Consider the following 20,167-nt stretch of genomic DNA (forward strand, 5'->3'; position numbering starts at 1 on the left):
GATTATGTTGGTAACCAAAGAAATTAAAGACCGCATTGCGTATATTACAATGAACAATGGGAAGCACTATAATTGCCTCAGTGAAGAAATGTGCATGGAATTAATTGAGGCCGTAAAAAATAGCTATGCCATGGAATGTGTTGGTATTGTCATTAAAGCAGAAGTGAATCGTAACGTGTGGAGTGCAGGCCATGATATTAAGGAGCTGCCTGTGGATGGCAGTGATCCCCTGGCTTTTAATGTGCCTATGGAGGAGCTTTTGAGAGTAGTGCAGGATGTGCCAATCCCTGTTATTGCCTGCGTAGATGGTACGGTGTGGGGAGGAGCCTGTGATTTGTGCCTTTCCTGCGATATGATTGTCAGCTCCAAGACTTCCACCTTTGCCATTACCCCGGCCAAGATTGGTATTCCATATAACGCCTCCGGCCTGATTCACTTTATTAATCAGCTGGGAATCAATAAGGCCCGTGAAATGTTCTTTCTGGGAACTCCAATAGAGGCAGAGGATGCCCTTAACGTAGGTCTTATAAATCATGTGGCAGAGGATAGCGAAGCTCTGGAAAAACTGTTGGAGGAGCATTTTTTGGCACCACTGAGACGCAACAGTATCCTTTCCGTCAGTGCCATTAAGCGTCAGTTCCGTATTTTATCCAGAGCTGCAACGGTAATTAGTGCAGAAAACTTTGAACGCATTAACTATTATCGTCAGAAGGTATATAGCGGTGATGACTACAAGGAGGGTATTAACTCCTTCCTGGAGAAACGGCCTCCGCATTATAAGGGAAAGGCTTCAGATTTGGATTGAGTAGTAAAAGTTAAATGTACGGGAGGATGCTAATATGCAAAAATTCTTCAAACTAACGAGTATGACCGTGATTGTGTTGGCAATGCTGCTACTGTCTGCTGGCTGTCTGGCTGAAAATGCCACATCTTCAAATCAGGGAGCTACCAAGCTGAATAAGTTTCCTGAATTTAAAACGGTTGATTTGGCAGGAAATGTTGTTACCCAGAACATCTTTAAGTCAAAAAAAGTAACTGTAGTCAATATTTGGGGAACCTTCTGTCCACCATGCATTGGCGAAATGCCGGAGCTGGGTAAGTGGGCTGGACAAATGCCGGCAGATGCTCAAATTATCGGTATTGTCTGCGATGCTAGAGACAAAAATGATAAAGAAACTATCGATGAGGCCAAAAAAATTACTGCCAATGCTAATGCCAAATTTGTGAATATTGTACCTGATGAGGGCATCATGAGTTATCTGGATGGTGTTGATGCGGTACCAACAACTATTTTTGTGGATTCTGATGGTAATATCATTGGCGAGACTGTGGTAGGGGCAGACGTGGCCAAATATAAGGAGCTTTTGAAGAGGTATCTGAAGTGATAACGGTGGGAAAAAAACGGCTGCTTCTTTTACTGGTAGCCGTTACCAGCATATTTTTCGGTGTGTGGCGAGGCGAAGTGTCCTTGATTTTTCAAAAGGCCATTCGCGTCTGCATGGAATGTATAGGATTGGGGTGAGGGTATGGACTTCACCTTTGGCTTGCGCCGCAGATTCGTGCAGATAATGACGACATGTCTTACCAACTGGGAGTTTACCAATCTTATTTCCGGAAAAATCTACAAGGGGCCTGGGAAAAATCTGTGTGCTCCTGGGTTGAATTGTTACTCATGTCCATCGGCAACACTTTCTTGTCCCATTGGTGCCTTGCAGACTGTGGGAGGAACCTCAGGCTTTGGCTTAAGCCTTTATGTCAGCGGTTTCCTTTTGTTGCTGGGAGTGGTGATGGGACGGTTGGTATGCGGTTTCCTTTGCCCATTTGGTTTTTTCCAGGAATTGCTGCACAAGCTTCCCGTGCCTAAAAAGAAATTATTTCCGCCACTGCGATATGTAAAGTATATTGTGTTGGTGATTTTTGTTTTACTGGTTCCCTTATGGGGCAGTATTTATGAAGACAAAGGGATACCAGCCTTTTGTCAATACATTTGCCCAGCGGGGACACTGGAAGGTGCTGTTCCGCTTTTGCTGACCCATCCGGAATTTCGTCAGGCAGCCGGAATGCTGTTTGCTTGGAAATTTCTGCTTTTAATTGGTGTGGCAATCGGCTGTATGATGATGTACCGCTTTTTTTGCAAGGTCCTTTGCCCATTGGGAGCTATTTATGGTTTATTGAATCCCATTAGCCTTTATCGGCTTCGTTTGGCAGAGCAACGTTGTACAGCATGTGGTATATGTAGTGGGAACTGTCCTATGGATATTAATCCCGCTCGCCAAACTTCTTCTGCTGAATGTATCATGTGCGGCAAATGTATAGAGGCCTGCCCTAATCATGCTTTGTATTTGGGCAGGGAAAACAAGGAGGGATGTTGTTGATGTTAAAGAAAATTTTATTGCTGTTGACAACCAGCTTGTTGCTGTTGACGATGCCAGTATTGGCAGCAGATGATGACCAATCAGGAAATGACAATTCCAATGCTGGGTATAGTCAAAGCGATGAATGTCAGGGCGGTGTTTGCACCTGGAAAAGATAATTTAGTAATGATGACTCAACCTGCAACTGAATAGCCTTATATCATGTCTATTTAACCGCCTACGGGCGGTTTTTTATTATGCCCAAAATATGTAAAAAAATTTTATTTTAGCAGGAAGTTTCCCCCCATCGTGGAAGCATATCCACACAAATAAAAGTTAGAATTGTTTTTAATTTTTGTAAGCAATATATCGTATAAACGTATATATAGTATAAGCATATAAAGTGTACCGTGTAAGCTGGGTCCTTTTCAATAACAGATTGTCAAGGAGGGATTATCATGTCGCAGACAGGGAGGTTTCGTAAAAAATTTAAAAGAAACGCTTTTGAACATGATTTAAAGCGGGAAAGATATGTATATAGGGTGTTGGCTGGTAAGGTGTTACTTGGCCTCACTTTGGGGTGCCTTGCTGTCTTGCCATCTGGTGTAGCCTATGCTGACGATCCAACAACCAATATAACTGTCAAAGGGGAAAGTGCGCCTGTTGCGACCAATAATAACGGTATATATGAGGTTTATGCCCAGTATGTTAGTGGAGACTTGGGGGTAAATCGTTTTGATAAATTTGTTCTCGCTAATGGTGATCGGGCAGATATGTTTTTTAACCAGCAGGGGCAGAACAACTATGCCAATACTCTGGTAAATATGGTTAATAGCCAGGTTAATATCAACGGTGTACTTAATGCAGTGCAAAATGGCCAAATTGGCGGTAATCTGTATTTTCTTAGCCCAGATGGCATAGTAGTGGGCTCCCAAGGTGTTATTAATGCTGGCAGCTTTACTGGTATGGTGGTGCAAAAGGATGCCTTTGCTGAATTCTTTGAGGGTGAGGAAAACAAGAAAAGAGGCAGTGGTGGCCAGTTTACTATAGACGATATTACAAAACTTCCTACCAGCGGTACCATCAATGTTTCTGGCCATATTAACACTCATAGTGGTATTGTACTGGGGGCTGGGGTAATCAATATTAAGGACGGGGCTCAGCTTTCCAGTGTAAGCAATATTCAGTTTGAGGACGTAGTTAATCATGCCCATGTTCCTAGTGGATTGTCTGCATCTACTGGCTCGGGTGGTGATATTGTATTAAATGCTGTCAGTGCCATTAGAGTGGATGATAGTACCCTACCGGAATTAAAGGCCAAAAAGAAAACTAATGAGCAGGGCCAGGAAACCAACGAATATGAACTGGAAAACTGGGATAAATGGGAAAAGGGCTGGCTAAATGAAATTTTTGCTGCCACCAACAAGGCACGCGTTGATAATAAGGGCAAGCTGGTGGCTGATGGTGCGGTAAAGGTTACTGCCAATGCAGATACCACCTACAAAGAGAGGGCCATCTTTAAATATCTTCAGGACCAACAGGTTAAGGATTTGGTACAGACGGAAATTCGCAAGTCAATTGCCAAGGATGCAGCCCTGCAAAACGGTTTGTATCTGTACTTAAAGGCCACTACTGGTGATGACGCGGCTGATTTGCTGAAACCAGACCAGTCCAAATGGACAAATTGGATTGACAAGTTCCTGTTGGGCATTATGGAAGGTACTGGTAATCGAACCAATATCGCCAGCATTTCTCTTGGTGGAACTATTGATGCCAATTCTTTGGCGGCCACCGCCACCGCCAATTTGACTATGGATGTGGATGCCAGCGTAATGGCTCGGGCTTATACCAATGTTACGGGAAAGAATACTTCTGACATTACCGTAAATGAGGGCCTGACTTTGCAGCATGGCAATAGCTCTATTGGGTCAGTTACTTTGGCGGCTGATGCCAATACGGATATTTCAGCGGCAGCCCGTGGGCTGAATGTTAAACGGGCTAATGGGGATACCACCACCCAGCTGCCGTCGGTTTATGGTGCTGTAACCATCGTTAATTCTGAAAGTGGTGCCAATGTCAAGGTAGACGAGGCTATTACTACCACTGGAGCCTTTAAGGCCACAGCCACAATGAATAACAGTATGGATGTAACGGCCACCTCTGCCATGAATGAGGAAACTGGCGTTGTGTCCTCTGGAGTAGCCTATGTAGATGATAAGACAAATGCCAATGTTACCCTTAATAAGGATGTAACGGCCAAGTCTATTGAGGCCAGTGCAGATAATCTTATAAAAAAGGATGTGCTGACAGTCAATAACACCTTGGGGGTAATGTCTGGCCAGATATTCAAGAATGATACCAAGCCAGTGGAATTGAAGTCTTTGAATGCCAACCAGAAGAACACTATTAACAAGTATTTGGACAAGCTGGTGGACTATGGTGACGGCCTGGTGGGCAAGCTGAAAAAATTCGGTGATGTCGGGGCCACAGTGGGCGTTTTCAATCAGGAAAACAAAAGCAATGTAGTGGTAAATTCTGCTCTGAGGGCCACTGGCGGTGATATTAAGCTGAATGCTGAAACCTCCATTGGAGATAAGGATAACAGCGGTAATCCAATCGGTGGCTTCCACATGAATGTGGTCAGCTCCATGACAAATGCAAAGAGCAGTAATGGCAGTGCGGCTACCAATGGTGGCTTGGTAAATGCTGCCCTATTGGTGGACAGCGTAAATAACAATGCCAATGTTAAGGTATCAGCTCCTAATAAGTCTCTGTCGGCCACTGGGGCTGTAAATATTAATGCCAAGGCCCACATGGATTATGCACCTGATGCCGAGGGCAAATATAATGTGAAGACAGCCTGGAACGAGGTCAAGGAATCCTTTGAGGCCATAAAGGACCTATGCTCCGAAGATATAAAAAATGCTTTTAATTCAGCATTTGAGAATTTGGATGATAATATTCAGGCAGTAGATTGGAGCAAGCCTACTGAAATTCCTTCAACCTTTGCTAATTGGGAAAATCTGCAAACAGCCATACAGAAAATAAAGGAGGATGGCCAGGTGGCGGCCAAGGTCAAGGAGCGCGTAGTAACCTTAGGGGAAAATGCCATTAACATGACCCATCCGTCCGCTTATACCCATTATCATGTACGTACTGAGTCCAAAAACCAGTCCACAGAGGGTTCAGGCAAATTCAGTGCCACAGGGTCTGTACAGGTTGATGAATTAAAGAATAATGCCACTGTATTAATTGGTGAAGGCACAACCATCCATGCAGATGGTGATACCAGCATCAAGGCCGACTCTGGCACTTATACTGTGTCCCTTACCGGCAAGGGGGGCGAATATGCTACCTTGGACCAGAATGGCAAGGTGGGTATTGGAGCCAGCGTGGCCTATCAGGATATAGGCGGCACCGGCTTAGTTATGGTGGGTAAAAATACCACTATTGAAGGCAATAAGGTGGATATAGCTGCTGACCAGACCATGAAGCAGGTGGATATTGTTTATTCCTCCGGCAAGGCAGATACCCTTAATATTGGCGGTATGGTAAATATCGTCGAGGGCACCGGCAACAGCATTGTTTCCATAGATGATGAGGCCACCATCAAGGCCACAGCGGCGGATGGTGCTATTGGTGTGCACGCGAATAATGATACCAATATAAACGCTATTACTGGCGGGTTAACCCTGGGTGGCAAGAGTGCAAATGGGGCAGTTGGCATTGGCGTAAATTTGGTAGATTACAATACCAACAATATTGTGCAGGTGGCAGATAATGGCGAGGGAGTTACCAAGGTCACGGATAAGGAAAAAGACAGTGATGAACAGAAGGCCGCTAACCACACCCAAAATCGCAGTGTATTGGCCAGGGATCTGGCCAAGGAAATAGGCTCCGTTAATGATGATTTCTTTGGTGCAGCTACTGCTGATAGGGTTGATATTAAGAAATGGCAGGCAAACAGCTTTGAGGCTGTTGCCACCACTAAGGGCACTATTAACAGTATTGGGGCGGAAATTGCCGGGACAACCAGCTCTGACAAGTCCCTCTTTGATAAGGGCAGTAATCTTATTCAGAATATCAGCAACAAGCGGGATAAATTTAATAACTGGCTTTCGGGCAATAAGCTTACTAATACAATTAAGGGCTCCAATGCCAGCAATACAGCCAGTGCCAATGTGGGTGGCACTGGTGGCTTTAAGCTGTCTGCGGCTGGAAGTGCCGCTATAAATAAGGGCACCAGCGATACCGCTGCCACAGTGGATGGTATTCAGTTGCAGAAAAATGATAACGCTGCTTTGAATAGTGTTAAGGTTCAGGCAAGTGACAGTACCTTCCTGGGTTCCTTTGCCGGAGGGGCAGCCTTTAATGCCATGAAACAGAATAACAGTCCGTCTGTTGCTGTTGGCGGTGCAGTGGCGGATACAGATGTCAGCCGTACTGTGGATTCCCTTATTATGAACAGCCAGCTGGAGGGTGCGGGCTCCATTACCAATTTGGCAGAAAAGAAAGGTACGGAAATCGCCTCCGGCCTGTCCTTGGCAGTAAATACCAGCGGTGGCACCAATCTTACTGCCAGCGGCTCCGTATCCTATAATAATGTACATAATGATGTACGTGCCATGATGATTGGTAACGGCGTGAACCAGGGCTATACTGGTGACAATAAAACTGATATTACCAATAAGACTATGGCCAGCGACTGGCAGATTTCTGGTGGTCTGGCGGCTAATTGGACGGGAAGTGATGGTACATCAGCCAACTTGGGCGGTTCTGTATCCATCAGTGATTTGTCCAATAATGTAATCAGCCTCATTAGCGGTGGCGGAAATCTGGAATATAAGAATATAAATAACCTTACCATGGAGGCTGCCAAGTCAATTAACCAGATCAATGTGGCAGTGGCTGGCAGTAAAAGTGGTGGCAAGAGTGCCATTGGTCTGGATGGGGCCGTGGCCTTCAATGATGTGAACAATAATGTTCAAACTACTATCCGCAACAGTGCCAATATTGATGCCAGCGGTGCAGTGACCTTGGCAGCCCATGATGTGGAGGGGGGCCAGTCCGTTACCAAGGAGGATTTGAAGGACAAGGGCATTGATGTTGACTATGTAACTGATAACTACATTTCTCAGGATGCCAGGAAGACTCTCAATAACCAAGATGTGGTTGATTATTCTAATGACAAGGAGATTAAGAATACTGCCAACAATAATATTTCCGTTCCAGGCAACAATCTGACCGTGAATGTGGCAGCCGGAATTAATATCAGTGGCAATGGGGCTGGTGTAGGTGTTGGGGTTGACGATATAAAGAACAATCTCTCGGTAGATGTTGTAGGTTCAACCTTAAAGGGCTCCGCTATTAATGCAGGGACTACCAATAAAGCCAAGATTGTGGGAGTAGCTGCGGGAGCCAGCATTGGTTCTGAATACTTTGGCGGTGTCGGAGGAATAAGCTGGCATAATGTTACCAATAACAACAAGGTAAACATTACTGACAGTAATTTAACTGCCAATACCATCAACGGCAAGTCTGATAATACCTCCAGTATTGTCACCGTGGCCGGGCAGTTTAACCAGTCCAATAATGTGGGCGTTGGCATGACCTTGGCTAACAATGATATGAATAATGCTACCGGTGTTTATGTACAGGGTGGCGAGTTTAAGGGCTTAACCGACAATAAGTTGGATAGCCTCGTTTTGGATGCCAACAATAATACCTATGTATTGGCAATAGGGGCTGGTGTAGGTGCCACAACCGGCAAGGCTAGCATTCTGTCGCTCAATGGTTCTGTGGCTATTAACGAAGGCACTAACAGCAGCGAAGCCATTATCAGCAAGGGGCAAAAGGGCACTGACATCGTTAATGTCAAGGATTTGGATGTAACAGCAGAAAACACCACCTCCAAGACTACCATCGCTGGAGGTATGGCCTATACCCAGGGGGGAGTAGCTGGTATTGGTGGTGGTGTGTCCTATGCCAATATTGGTAAAAAGGATAAGAAGGAAGCTACCAATGCACTTATTAAGGATGCCATCATCACAACTCAGGCGGATTCCACCATTGATGTAACAGCAACCGATACCTCCAAGGCCACCAGTGTTGGTGTAGGTGTGGGTATCGAGGGCAAAGTGAATCTGCAGGGTGGTGTGGCCCGTACCAATGTTTATAAGGATGTAATTGCTGGTATGGAGAACAGCTCAGTGGATGCGGACAAGGACGCTGGCCAGGCGGATGTAAAGATAGATGCAAAATCCACTATTAATAACAAGACTGCCGGTGCCGCCCTGTCTACTGCCTTTAGTGGTGTTATTGCAGGTGCTGTGGGCCTCTCCTTTAATGATGTGAATCAGAATACCAAGGCCTACTATAACTATTCTAATAGTCAGCCAGATACTGCCAGCCGAATGAAAAATCTCCTTATTAATTCCACTGCTGATACTAAGCTGTTGGGTATTGGTATCGGCTTGGACGGCTCTAAAACCTTCTCCATAGGTGGTTCCTACAGCTATAACTTTATTGGCAGCAATACCACGGCGGAAATGAATAAGGCCAATGTTATCAGCGATAACAACATTGGCGTTGTGGCCCAGAGTGACGATGCCATTTCTAACTATGCAGGTGTGCTGGCAGTTGGGATGCAGGGGGGAGCCGCTGGTGTTACTGTGGCTGATAACCAGATTACCGGTGATACTGTGTCCTCCGTTGATGGCAGTAAGGTTGTCACCAATGTGGCTGCTACTGCTGATGATAGCAAGAAGGTTTCCATCAATAGCGACATGAAGGACGCAGATAATGGCTCTGATGGCATTATCACTGGTATGGTAAGCAAATCAACCTTTGAACCATCTCATCTTAAAGCTGGCCGTACAAGTTCAAGCCTGACTGGCTTGGTTGTGGACAGCAGCTCCACCAATGCTATAGCTTCTGATGCCCTTACAGGGGCTGGTGGGGCTATTGGTGGTGTTTCCGGCACCTTCAATGAAGACTATATTAAGGGCAATACCAAGGCTGTTTTAAATAACTCCTCCGTAAATGAGGATACTTCTCAATACGGCGGGGCTGTTAAGGATGCCCAAAATGTTTCTGTAAAGGCGGCAGATTACACCAATATTGGTACCTTTGAGGTAGGGGTGTCTGGTGGCCAAAATCTGGCTGCAGCTGCGGCTCAAAATACCAACTATATTAATCGCAGTGTGCTGGCAGAAAGCAGCTATACCACGGCCAAGGCCCATGATTTTGACCTGTTGGCCCAGTCAAGGCAGGGTATTGCTAATTTGGCCATTGCCGGTGGCTTGGTTATTGAGGGTGTAGATGCCAATGCCAATGTAATCAATGATGATATTAACATGAAGGTGAGGACCAAGGTGGACCACCTTACCCTGGATTACACTAATAAGGCCAATTTGCTGGCTGATAATGAGAGTCGTGCCTATATGGGTACCTTTGATGTGTCCGGTGCCCTTACTGGTGCCGCTATTGGTCTTGGTATAAATCTTGTGGATCAGAAATCCACCGTTAGCACCACTGTGTCCGACAGTACCATAAAGGAAACAACTAAGACTGACTCTGAGGCCAATATCAAGGCCAAGAACAAGACTGTTCTGGATGCAGCTCTGGTATCCGGCGGAGTGGCTGGCCTTGGTGGCAGCTTGAGTGGTACTTTTAATTACAGTGATTTAACTTCTGATGTGGGGGTATCTATTGATAAATCTACCATTCAGGCAGGTAAAATCGATGTGAATTCCCATGATGTTATTTGGTCTACCCAGAATACTGGAACAGTCCAGGGCGGATTATTCGGTGGATTCGGTGTCAACAGCACAGTTAATACCATAGCGGATAAATCCCATGTTACCATCAGCAATAACAGCACCTTGAAATCCCAGGACAAGACTGATGTGAAGGCAGATATAGTTCGTGATCTTGATACCCTTATGCTGAATGTTTCCCTGGGTGGTGTGGCATCTGGTGTAAATCATATGGAAACCTCCATCAATGAGAGGATAAAGACTGATAAGGCCCTGCTGGATAAAATCAAGGCAGCCAATAATCAGGACAAGGATAATACCAAGGCCTTTGTAGGCATGACTACGGCTGAGCGTAAGCAGGTGCGGGAGCGCACGGCCTTTAATATCGATACTGCTGTAAGTGGTACGGATTTGGGCAGCAAGGTATCTGTCAATAGCGCCACCATCGATGCTACAGGAGTTCTGTCCCTTACTGCGGAGGAAAAAAATCGGGCTAATTTGCAGACCATCGGTGCCGATGTGGGTGGCCTTGACTTTGTGATTACCCAGGCAGATGCCAAGGTTAAAAATTCCACTGCCGTAAGTATGGATGGGGCAACCCTGTCTGGCAGCAAGGTAGATGTAGTGGCTAATACCGCGGACAATCCACGGGAAAATGAAGATGATAAGAACAGGGGAATATATACCCAGGGTGCTGTTGGCAATTTAGCTGCATTGGGTGTTACTGTTATTTCCAGCACAGCGGATATGAGTGGCAGCACAGGAGTCAATGTAAAGAATACTAACATTAACTCAGCTAATGATGTAAATATCAACGCCATAAATAATGTTACCGCCAATACCAATGTAGTCGGTGTATCCGCTGGTGTGGTGTCTGTTAATGTAATTGACGAGGGGATAAATAACACCAGTGCTTCGGCTGTTAATTTTGAGGCCAGCGGGTCTGCTCATACCATTAAGAGTACCAATGCCAATGGTAAAATAAATGTAAATAGCGTAAAGAATAGCAGCTTCACTGCCAACAGCACTGGTATATCAGCGGGGCTGGCAGCAGCTGGCTATAATGGTACTTATGCCAAGGACAATAGTACCTCTCAGATTAATATTAAGGGCGGTAATTACATCTTTAGTGCAGACGCTTTGTCCTTCCAGGCGGCCAATGCACCAAAGCTGAAGGTGGATATTGATAATGATGCCGTTGGAGTAGTAACGGGTATGGCTTCAAAGGCTACTGTGGAGGCTAATAGCGGTGCCACAATAAATGTGGCAGACAACAATGTCTTTAGTTCCGGTTCCGTATTCTTTGGAGCCCAGGTGGGCAGGAAGGATGAAACTACCGCCACCTCCCGTCTTCGCAGTGTGGCAGTAGCTGGTATGGCCATCCCAGGCTACAGCAGTGATGAGTCTAATATCACCACCAAAACCAATGTGGCGATAAATATTGGTAGTGAGGATTATTCCTACACTGTTACCGAAAAAGATGAAAATGGAGAAGATAAGGCAATTGAAAAAAATGGTTCCTTGACTATTTATGCCCACAATGAGGTAAGTCGTAAAAACGATATTAGCAATGTTACCGTCAGTGCATTGAAATTTGCTGCCGGGGCTATCGATGGCAATACCAGAGCTGAGGATATGGTTAGTGCCACTGCAGGCGGTGGCCAGGTGTATAAGCTCATGCTGGGAGCCACGGGCAATTCCTATACGGATTCCTATGTGCGGGCCTCTGGTGGTGGTATAGCAGATATTGGCAATACAGGCAAGGCCAATACATACTTTGATAATTCTGCCAATGCCAATATTTATGGCGTTTGGAATGCTACGGATGAGTTGCATGTCAATGCCAGTCAAAATGATGGCATGGATGTTCAGGCCTTCTCCGGTAGTGGCGCTTTACTGCAGGGCAGCGGAATTTACACTGATTTAAACGTTGGTCAGAAGGGACGAGTAACCTCTGCCAATGTGGCCAATAATTCGTTTATTTTGGCTGACAAGGTATTTGTAGGTGCTCACAATGAATTCAATAGCCGTCTGAAGAATACCTATGGCAGTCGACTGGATATGACAGCATACAATTTCTTTGGTATGTCGGAGCTGGAAAGCAAGGATGTTATAAAGAAGGGAACCCAGGTAAATATTGGAAACAACGCTCTCATAGTTACCACTGGTACCCAGACCTATGAGGCTGCAAATAAAGATGTATTGAACAACTACGCTACAGGGGAAAATGCCGGATTAGCGGAGTCTATTGTGGTGCGGGCAAAAACAGACTATACCTCCGCCAATAAGGTGACCTTGGGCAAGGGTGCTATTCTTAATAATATCGGTGGATATGATAAGGGCGGTATTACCCTGGCGGCCTTTGACAATATTGACAGCACTGTTCATGCCGAGGGCAAGGTAACCGGTGGTGCCGGTGCAGGGCCAAAGGCCAAGACTGAGCACAATATCAATCGCACCAATACGGTAGATATTTATGGTGGTATTAAGAGTGATAAGGATATAAATTTGTATGCAGGTGCCAATGGGATTGGGCAAAAATCCACGGTAAAGCAGCTTTCCATTGCGGATGCCCGCAATGATACAGTGATTCCTTTAGGCTGGCACCGGGATATTGATATTGAACATAAACGGAATAACACTGTACAGGTTCATGAAACCGCTACAGGAGAGTCCATGCGCAATATTAATATTAAGGCCACTAATGGTGAGGAAAAGATTTTAAAGAGAGCTATGTATCATACCTTCTATACTGGTGACGGCGGTGATGGGCAAAATGTCCCAGTGGTGGAAAGTGATAGCAGCGATGGCTCCAATGTGGATAAGATGGTAAGTGAAACTACCAACTACGCCCAGGTGGATGGTAAGCTGTTGGCCGGATTCCAGGATAAGGTTTATGTGACAATTTCCGGTCAGGTGGTGCCGGATAGCTATTTGGGTTATCACGAGGCAAAGGCAGCTAATGATAAGGATGTTATTGAAAAGCATAATGTTACGGCCACTGGCAATGATAAGGCCTTTTCCATCTCCATTGTGGATGATGAGGGTAAACACTATGTTGATTTAGAAAAAGAAACCATACAGAATGTCCAGAGCTATGCCAATATGATGACTAAGCGCTGGGTTGAGCTGAAAAAGCTGATATCACAATATAATGGTAAGGATACCAAGGGTGGCGATGGCAATACCCTCATTGCCTATGCGGGCTATATGCAGGAGCTGGAGCTTCTGGAGGCCAAAATGAAGAGCCTCGGTCTTATGGTGGAGGAAACAACTACTAATGGCAATAAAATTTGGATACCGATTACTACTGGCTACGATATTCCGGTGGTGACATTGCCAAAGCTGCTGGAGGCATGTGGTGGAACCATTAATGTGGACAGCAATAATTTCTACGGCAAGGGCTCCGTAGTGGCCAAGACCAATCCGGAAATCATTGTTAAGAATACCTCCAATGCTTATTTAGTGGTTAATGATGCGTTAATTCATGATAAGGGCGATGGGATAATCTTTAAGGATAATATTATTAATTCTGATGCTGCTGGCAAGGAGCAGATTAAAGATCTGAATTCTGACAAGAAATATAATGTGTCCTATAGCAAGCTAAAATCCATCTACGGTGATGATCCGATGCTGTCCATTACCTCGGACAATGCCTCTATCAGTGGCATACCTTTGACAGATAAGGTGACCTATATGAGCGATGGCCACACTGCGACTGTAAATAAGACCTTTGATGGTGTTGGTACCATTGAGATTGCCGGTCGTGTTGATGGTGGTATCGCTGATGTGGAGATTGTCAACAATAACAGCAGCGTTGGCGACATTATTATCGATGGTTTCGACGAGGATAACAAGGTAACAGGTGTGGATGGTCACTCCATAAGACTGACCTCCAAATCCGGCAGCATAACCCAAAGCTATACCCAGGGTGTCGTACATATTGGCTCTACCCCTGAAGATGTATATGAGAGTGTAAATCAGGCAACAATAGACGGGATTTCCAATGACTGGGGAGTGAAAGACCAAGACAAGCATGAAATTAGAACTGTTGATGGTACCGCACCAAAGTCGGAAAGTGAAGAGCTTGCCAAAAAGGCTGGTCGCATAGCGGGTAATACTATCTTTATTGCTGCAGATACTATAAATGTAAATGGTATTTTGCAAAGTGGTTATGGTAACTACAAGGCTGTTGTAACTAAGGAACAGGTAGAGGCTGCCAAGACAGCGGCCAATAATCAGGACTTTAGCAGCTCCAAGCTCTACGAAGGACGGCGTATCTATAAGGTTAATGAGGGAGGCTCCAACTGGGATGCTGAAAAGGCAGCCGATGGCTCCTTGGTTTATAATGTCCAGGTTTATTATGACCCGGATAATGATACCCTGTTGACAGAGAATATTGATGCTCAGGGTGGCAAGGTATATCTCACTGGCCGTATTATCAGCACCACCGGTGGCCAGATTTTCGCCGTAGATGGCGGTGCTGATATCAGCATTGACAATCAGAGCAATGTCAATATGCAGGTGGGCAAGATTCTCAATAACGATTTAGATGGTGAGGTGGTACTTACTACTTCTTCACTGAAGGATGGCAAGGAGTATCTGACCCGTAGCAGTTATACCACAGCGGGAGTTACCACCACTGAGGGCTATTTGAGCAATAATCCACAGATTACTACTGACAACTCCAATGCTGGGCGCAAATATACCTTTAATCCGTTGGCCAACAGCCGCTACAACTGGACCCGTGGTACAGATTCTACCTCCAATATACATTATTACTATCGTGATACTGCTATTTTGGATGTGGATGCATTTTCATTTGAGTCAGCCAGTGATAAAGCAGAGAAGACAGTGACTGAAAAACGTGATATTGATTTGCAAAAGGGCCGCTTCATCTCCACCGAAGCCGGTGATGATTACAGTATGGTGGCAGATAATGTAGTTCTTAGCCAGGAAAAGATGAATTACGAGGTAACCTCCAAGGATCATTTCCTTTGGAAGAACTATTATTATAACTGGGATGTCAAGACTGGCTCCAGCCAGACTTTCGTGTCCAGCATAAAGGCCGATAAGCCGATAGAAATTAAATTTATTGGCCAGGATGATGGCACTATTAATATCAAGGGCAATGGCGATATTTCCCTTGCGGGCAACATTAGCAACAATAATGCCCAAGGTACCATTAGCATTGATTCCGGCAGAGATATAATAGGCAATTCCAGTTCGTCTATTATTGGAAATAATATTTTACTAAAGGCCAAAGAGGATATTAACAATATCAATATTGATGCTCTGGACAGGGAAAAGGCAGTTAAACTGGGAGCCGAAACTGATAGAGGCAATATCAATGTTAATGTAAACGGCGATGCGGAAATATCTACCATAAAGGCACAAAATATTATTGCGTCCCTGGCCGGTGACAATAATATCACCCTCAATGTAAGTGGCAATATTACCCAGGGTAACGGTGACGGTATTAAGGGTCAGCGTATTGAACTTACCAGTAAAACCGGTGCCATTGGTACCAGCGAACAGGGATTGAAGGTGATGACAGGCCAGCAGGCGCTTAATGATAATTCGCGCAGTGCCAGCATTAGTGCTACAGCACAAAAGGATATTTTCCTGACAAATGGCGGTGGTGAAGGTACTGATATGCGTATTGGGGCTGTTCGCTCCATTACTGGTGATGTTACCCTTAAAAATGAGGGGGGCAGCTTTGTGGATGCTTTGCCATACACTGGAGACGAGTCCAGTGATGAAACTGCAGCCCGTATTCAGCGATGGATTGACTCTGGTCTTATTGCCGGACCGGACCGCAACAATGCCTACATCCGTAAGCTGGAAAGAAATGTTGCCGCTTATGAAGATAATGTCAAGGAAAGCTTTGCTGATTATTTGACAATGAAGAAAAAGGCTGATAGCGGTATAGAAATGTCTGACAAGGAACAGGCAGCCTATAATAATTTGAAGGCTGAGTTTGGGGCTTATGCTGATAGTGATGCTTATTTGACAGATTTGGCTTCAAAAGCTGAAAGTGATTATGCCAAACTGAAGAAAGAAGCAGCTAACCCAACCTATAAATGGACCCAGGAAGAGCTGCTCTATGCTCTGCGCTCCGAAATCCTTAATAAGGAAGTGGGCTCCACTGACAGCCGGGATAAGCTTGCCAATGTTTCTGGCAATAATATCACCTTAGTGGGTAAAAATGTAGGCAGTAATCTGGCTCCGCAGATTATAACCATTGACCAGCTTAGAAATGGCTACAGTGAGGGTGGCAAGACCAATGTGGATTACTTGAAGATTTTGGCCAATGCCGATTCCTCTGATGTAATTCGTCTGGAGGATGAAAATAAAAAAGTCAGCTTCCAAGTAACAGGTACGGCACCATTGGGGATCAATGCCACTGGTTTAGTCAAAGCGGGTGCAAGCAGTGAGAATATTTCTGTTTCAGCCCGTAAGGCTACAGACGACGGGGAGCTCCCTGTTCTGAACTTGGATACCCTCAAGGCTGATAATGGCTATGTGCGGATTTTGGGAAAGATTGGTCTTGTAAATGCTTTGGAAAATTCGACCAAGGCTAATGTTATTGCTGGTAAGGAAGTCCTTCTGGAGGGCGGCGAAGGCACTATCGGTACTGCTGATAAAGCCATTAATGTGCAGGCTGGCGGTGATTTGACGGCTCGGGCCAACGATAATATTTTCATTAAAAATGTGGGTGCAGGTTCTCTGTCCATCGGCAGTGTATACACCCCGGATACTGTAAAGCTGTTTGCCGGTAATGGCCTGGTGGGCAGCACGGTCAACGATGATGGAATGGTGCCATATATCAATGCCAAAAATTTGATTTTGGATGGTACAAATGATGGTTCTGGCAGTTATATGGGAATTGTCGCAAGACCTCTTAATGTTCTAAGTAATGGTGTCAATGTTGAAGCCAAGGGAGGTAGTGCCCATATTCAGGGAGTTCAGCATGATAAAAACAGAATAATCCTTAACAGTATCAATATGGATAATGATTTTGCTGTAAATACTCCTGGAACCATTATTATTGCAGATGTGGTTAAGGCCGGTGAAGATATAAAATTAACTGGTGATAAAGGCGTTAAGATGTCCAAAAAGGAAGCTGAGGATGAAGCTACTTCCTATATAATGGCTGGTTCTGCAATTTCCTTGAACGCCAAGGAAGGGGATTTGGGTTCTGAGGATAATGCCATTCGCTTGCTGGATACAGGTGCAGTGATACATGGTTCTGGTGTAAATGGCTACTTGGTTGGTCTGGAGCGTCCGGAGCTGGATACTGTTGGTGAAATGATTCTTGGTACTATCGGTAAGGATACTGAGCCGGGCTTTACAGGGGACTTGAAGGTTAAGACTCCAAGCGATTTAACCACCCAGGGTATCATTAATGTAAAGGGAACCTTGGAGCTTATGGCTGACAAGGGGAAAATTAATTCAGCCGGAGCTTGGCTTGCAGGGGATGATATTGCTGCTGTTGCAAAGGAAGATATTGTAATAAATGGCTTGACGAAGGCTGGCAAGGATGTAAATCTTATAGGCAAAAGCATTCGTATTGAAGGTGATGTGGATGCCGGTAAAGATGCCCTCCTGCGCTCCTATAATGGCGATGTACTTGTTGTGGGTAATGTTATAGCCGATGAGGATGTTCTCATTCCGGCCAAAAATGGCAAGGTAATAGTTGGCGGTGGAATTAAGGCTGTCAAGGGTGATGTATATTTGTCCGCTGATTATGATGATGTTAGTGATGACAAACGAGGAAGTATGCTTGTTACCGAAGGTATTTCTGCTGGCAAGGATATTAAGCTTGAATCCAGAAATTCAGATATTACAATTTTGGATTGGATACCACAGCATGTCCCTAGTGTTTATAATGATGTTATAACTGCCGGTGGCAACGTGTTCATTACGACCTTGGACAAGGGCAATATTAGTCTTATTGGTTCTGTAAAGGCGGATGGCAATGTTGAGGCCTTAGCTGCCGGCAGCGAAGGCAATATTGAAATTTATAATTCCATAAATGCAGATGGCAGTGTAGCCTTGCACGCTCTTTCTGATAGTGGTATGGTACATATTGGTTATGGCACATTAACACCTGTTCCTGACGGTCCAGAGTATGCTGCACCTGAGAATCAGCAGGTATATGCTGGCAATGATATAAACGTGAGCAGTAAAAATGGCGAAATAAAGATAGCCAAGACATTGAACTCAGATAAAGGTGACATAAATGTTACTTCAAAGGGAGCTGAAATTGATGTCATTGGTAAAGTAAACGCTTCCGAGGGAAGTATAGACTTTAATACTGGTGCTGGTAATATTTCAATAGGTAACACCTCGGATCACAACGAGGAATCTGTTTCAGCCAAGAAAGATATTACCTTGTCAACGGATGTGGGAACCATATATATTTATGGTAAGACCGTAACTGAAGATGGCGATATTAACCTTAAGGCCGGCAAGGATACCTATGTGCAAGGTGAAAGCAACTTCGTTATTGAGGATAACGGTGCAGTAGAGTCTGGAAGGGATATTTCCCTTACTGGCCGCAATGGTGATATTCTAATTGATGATTACCTCAAAGCCCAGGGAAGCCTGAAAGCAACTATAGAGGGACAAGGTAATCTTGGCTTTGCCAAAGATATTACCGTTAATGGAGATATCGATTTGTCCACAGAAAAAGGTGATGTACAAATCGGTCATTCTGTTAAATCAGAAGCTGGTAATGTCAGCATAGTTGTAGGCGAGGGCAATATTGATGTAGGTGATAATGAGGGTGATGTAGAGACTGTAACGGCTAATCAGAATGTAAATCTTGCTACTGGTCTTGGTACTATAACTGTTTATGGAAAGACCTCCACAGAAAATGGAGATATTTATTTGACAGCCGCTTCGGAGAACTATGATCCTAATTCACCGAATATTGTTGTTATTGAACATGTCGGCAAGGTTGATGCAGCCAGAAATGTAGTACTTAACGCCACCAATGGTGATCTTCACGTCACGGATGATATTATTTCCCAAAAGGATACACAAGCTAATGTAAACAAGCATGGCAGCGTTTATTTAGACAGGGATATGTCATCTGAAGGTGATTTGGAGGTTAAAGCAGATGATGGTGATGTAATAGTCAAAAATGGACACATGACTGCCAAGGGTGATATCCTCGTTTCTGTAAAGAAGGGTGATTTCGTACTAAATACCGCCACAGCAAATCATGTATCCATAATCCTGGGTGATAATACTGAGGCCTCCCATGTTAATGCTATTTATGCCAAAGCAAATGGTGATGGGCAGAAGGATATAACTCTTGCTGGTAAGTATGTCAGTGTAGGTACCATTGAAAATATTGGTGGAACCAACAATCCGTTGACCATGACTGTGGAAACTCCTGATGGTCAGGATTTCGTGGAAAGAGTAACTATTGATAAACTCATATCCAATACGGGCACCAAGGTTTCCAAGCTTTGGACCAATAATGGCTATGTGAATGTGGACAAGGGTGTAATTGATATTGATGATACTCTTGTGGGCAATAAGTTTAATCTTGCCAACAGGTCCATGGATTTGGCCATTTATGGACGGACTCCAACCCATGACGGTGAGGTACTGGTATACTGGAATAATGTAAATAACCTTTACCCTATGGGCAGACAGTTTAAATTGTTTGAAGATGGCGGAATCGCTACAAACAATGCTCATTTGGTGGAGTACCATGATTGGCGGTTGTTCCGCAGCAACAAGTATCCTGAACAGTACAGTGTGGTAGACATGATGAGGGATAACTTAATGCGTAAGTATCATTACTACAACTTTAAGACTCTTATACCTTACAATCCAAAAGTAGTTTATGGTCATGTGGAGACTGATGGTGAAATCGTTAATTTTATGGATACAAAAAATGCTTCTCAGCAGGAAATTGAAGTAGAGTAGCGAATTATCACCAGTAGAAATTGATGTTACAAACTACATAATGTGGGGAAGCTGAATGAACAAAAAATACTCTCCTTATGATGGCGGCTATGTTGTCTATCATAAGGG

At 44.6% G+C, this 20,167-nt stretch carries 6 protein-coding genes; all 6 read left to right on the forward strand.

Annotated elements, in window-relative coordinates:
• The first annotated feature begins 4 nt into the window (after positions 1-4).
• The 6 genes from scpB (at position 5) to T355_RS0106195 (ending at position 20,059) form a co-directional block, all read left to right on the forward strand.
• Positions 5-805 carry a methylmalonyl-CoA decarboxylase gene (gene scpB, locus T355_RS0106170; RefSeq protein WP_051555418.1) on the forward strand — a complete coding sequence of 267 codons (801 nt, stop codon included), beginning with the start codon at positions 5-7 and terminating at the stop codon, positions 803-805.
• 34 nt (positions 806-839) lie between these two features.
• Positions 840-1,385 carry a TlpA family protein disulfide reductase gene (locus T355_RS13760; protein ID WP_051555419.1) on the forward strand — a complete coding sequence of 182 codons (546 nt, stop codon included), beginning with the start codon at positions 840-842 and terminating at the stop codon, positions 1,383-1,385.
• A gap of 5 nt (positions 1,386-1,390) precedes the next feature.
• Positions 1,391-1,522 carry a CD1871A family CXXC motif-containing protein gene (locus T355_RS15535; RefSeq protein WP_269318785.1) on the forward strand — a complete coding sequence of 44 codons (132 nt, stop codon included), beginning with the start codon at positions 1,391-1,393 and terminating at the stop codon, positions 1,520-1,522.
• A gap of 4 nt (positions 1,523-1,526) precedes the next feature.
• Positions 1,527-2,375 (forward strand): 4Fe-4S binding protein, encoded by an 849-nt coding sequence (locus T355_RS0106185; RefSeq protein ID WP_027397001.1) that lies wholly within the window; start codon positions 1,527-1,529, stop codon positions 2,373-2,375.
• Positions 2,375-2,533 carry a hypothetical protein gene (locus tag T355_RS15255; RefSeq protein ID WP_155851681.1) on the forward strand — a complete coding sequence of 53 codons (159 nt, stop codon included), beginning with the start codon at positions 2,375-2,377 and terminating at the stop codon, positions 2,531-2,533. Before T355_RS0106185 ends, T355_RS15255 begins: the two co-directional genes overlap by 1 nt.
• A 279-nt stretch (positions 2,534-2,812) precedes the next feature.
• Entirely contained in the window at positions 2,813-20,059 is a 17,247-nt protein-coding gene (locus tag T355_RS0106195; RefSeq protein WP_027397002.1) for a leukotoxin LktA family filamentous adhesin, read from the forward strand.
• Positions 20,060-20,167 lie beyond the last annotated feature (108 nt).

The organism is Anaerovibrio lipolyticus LB2005, from assembly GCF_000621545.1.
Lineage (GTDB): Bacteria > Bacillota > Negativicutes > Selenomonadales > Selenomonadaceae > Anaerovibrio > Anaerovibrio lipolyticus_A.

What these genes read in the sequence shown, in the direction of transcription:
- scpB (WP_051555418.1), top strand. Translation starts at nt 5, where the DNA reads ATGTTGGTAACCAAAGAAATTAAAGACCGCATTGCGTATATTACAATG.
- T355_RS13760 (WP_051555419.1), top strand. Translation starts at nt 840, where the DNA reads ATGCAAAAATTCTTCAAACTAACGAGTATGACCGTGATTGTGTTGGCA.
- T355_RS0106185 (WP_027397001.1), top strand. Translation starts at nt 1,527, where the DNA reads ATGGACTTCACCTTTGGCTTGCGCCGCAGATTCGTGCAGATAATGACG.
- T355_RS15255 (WP_155851681.1), top strand. Translation starts at nt 2,375, where the DNA reads ATGTTAAAGAAAATTTTATTGCTGTTGACAACCAGCTTGTTGCTGTTG.
- T355_RS0106195 (WP_027397002.1), top strand. Translation starts at nt 2,813, where the DNA reads ATGTCGCAGACAGGGAGGTTTCGTAAAAAATTTAAAAGAAACGCTTTT.